Annotated in this window: 2 protein-coding genes; both read left to right on the forward strand. The window is 70.8% G+C overall.

Annotation, left to right across the window (positions count from 1 at the left end; all coding sequences use genetic code 11):
- Nucleotides 1-4: 4 nt before the first annotated feature.
- The gene (locus tag ACE3QP_RS21645; protein WP_374439143.1) at nt 5-1492 is read left to right on the forward strand and encodes an aldehyde dehydrogenase family protein; all 1488 of its coding nucleotides are present in this window, start codon (nt 5-7) and stop codon (nt 1490-1492) included.
- A gap of 4 nt (nt 1493-1496) precedes the next feature.
- Nucleotides 1497-2277 (forward strand): NAD(P)/FAD-dependent oxidoreductase (locus ACE3QP_RS21650; RefSeq protein WP_374439141.1); only part of this gene is annotated, 781 nt, incomplete at its 3' end.

A 2277-nucleotide genomic window follows, 5' to 3' on the forward strand; every position in this document is an offset into this window, starting at 1 on the left:
GCAACTGGGCCTGGACCTGGCCCCCTGGCAAGGCCAGGGCCTGAGCGTGCGCGCACCGCGCGACGGCGCCGTGTACGCGCAGCTCGCCAGCCACACCAGCGCGCAGGCCCAGGCGCTCATCGAGGGTGCGCACGCCGCATTCCTGCAATGGCGCAGCACCCCCGCACCGGTGCGCGGCGAATTGGTGCGCCGCCTGGGCCAGAAGCTGCGCCAGCACAAGGAGGCGCTGGGCCTGCTGGTGTCGCTGGAGGCGGGCAAGGTGCGCTCCGAAGGGCTGGGCGAAGTGCAGGAGATGATCGACATCTGCGACTTCGCCGTGGGCCTGTCGCGCCAGCTCCATGGTCTGACCATTGCCAGCGAGCGCCCCGGCCACCGCATGATGGAAACCTGGCACCCCATGGGCGTGGTGGGGGTGATCTCGGCCTTCAACTTCCCCGTGGCCGTGTGGGCCTGGAACGCCGCGCTGGCCCTGGTGTGCGGCAACGCCGTGGCCTGGAAGCCCTCCGAAAAAACCCCGCTGTGCGCCATTGCCTGCCACCACCTGCTGCAGCAGACGCTGGACGAGTTTGCCGCCGAACAGGGCGTGGCCGCCCCCGACGGCCTGGCCACGCTGCTGCTGGGCGGGCGCGAAATGGGCGAGCTGCTGGCGCGCTCGCCGCGCGTGCCCGTGCTCAGCGCCACGGGCAGCACGCGCATGGGCCGCGCCGTGGCGGTAGACGTGGCACAGCGCTTCGGCCGCAGCATCCTGGAGCTGGGCGGCAACAACGCCATGGTGGTCATGCCCAGCGCCGACCTGGAGCTGGCCGCGCGCGCCATCACCTTTGCCGCCGTGGGCACGGCGGGCCAGCGCTGTACCACGCTGCGCCGCCTCATCGTGCACCGCGACGTGGCCGCGCCGCTGCTGGCGCGGCTGGAGAAGATCTACGCCAGCGTGCGCGTGGGCGACCCGCTGGAAGATGGCGTGCTCGTCGGCCCGCTGGTGGACCGCGCGGCGTTCGAGCAGATGCAAGGTGCCCTGGCGCAGGCGCGTGAACAAGGCGGCAGCGTGCAGGGCGGCGAGCGCGAATGCCAGGCCCTGGGCGAGGACGCCTGGTACGCCCGCCCGGCCCTGGTGCGCATGCCCGCACAGAGCGCGGTGGTGCAGCACGAGACCTTTGCGCCCATCCTTTATGTGTTGACTTGCACCAGCCTGGAAGAAGCGATTGCGCTACAGAACGGCGTGCCGCAGGGCCTGTCGTCCTCCATCTTCACCACCGACCTGCGCGAGGCCGAGCGCTTCCTCTCCAGCACCGGAAGCGACTGCGGCATTGCCAACGTGAACATCGGCACCTCGGGCGCCGAGATCGGCGGCGCCTTCGGCGGCGAGAAGGAAACCGGCGGCGGCCGCGAATCGGGCTCCGACGCCTGGAAGGGCTACATGCGCCGCGCGACCAACACCATCAACTACAGCGACGCTCTCCCATTGGCGCAGGGCGTGCGCTTCGACGTCTGATCCCATGACTGCCACCCCCCAGGGCGCGCCGATCGCCATCATCGGCGGCGGCGCCATTGGCAGCGCCATTGCCTATTACCTGACGCAGATGGCGCCAGAGCAGCCCGTCGTTGTGGTCGAGCGCGACCCGAGCTATGCGCGGGCTTCGTCGGCGCTGTCGGCCAGCTCGATCCGGCAGCAGTTCTCCAGCCCGATCAACATCGCCATTTCGCAGTTCGGCATCGAGTTCCTGCGCGACATCGGCGCGCGCCTGCAGGTGGGCGGTGAGCGTCCGGACATCGGCCTGGTTGAAGCGGGCTACCTCTACCTGGCCAGCGCGGCAGGCGAGGCCGTGCTGCGCGACAACCACGCGGTGCAGCGCAGCATGGGCGCCGATGTGGCCCTGCTCACGCCCGGACAGCTGCGCGAACGCTTCCCCTGGCTCTCGACCGACGGCATCGCACTGGGCTCGCTGGGCCTGTCCAGCGAAGGCTGGTTCGACGGCTACAGCCTGCTGCAGGCCCTGCGGCGCAAGGCGCTGTCGCAGGGGGTGCGCTATGTGCAGGGCGAAGCGATGGGCGTGGATACGCAGACCAGCGGCGGCGTGCAGCACATCCGTGCGCTGCGCCTGGCCGATGGCCAGCGGCTGGAGTGCTGCGCCATGGTCAACGCCGCAGGCGCCTGGGCGCGCCCGGTGGCGCAGTGGCTGGGCATTGACCTGCCGGTGTTTGGCAAAAGGCGCACGGTGTTCCACTTCACCTGCCCCGAGGCGCTGCCCGGCTGCCCGCTGCTCATCGACCCCTCGG

It is taken from the genome of Inhella sp. (assembly GCF_041912635.1).
In the GTDB taxonomy this organism is placed as follows: domain Bacteria; phylum Pseudomonadota; class Gammaproteobacteria; order Burkholderiales; family Burkholderiaceae_C; genus Inhella.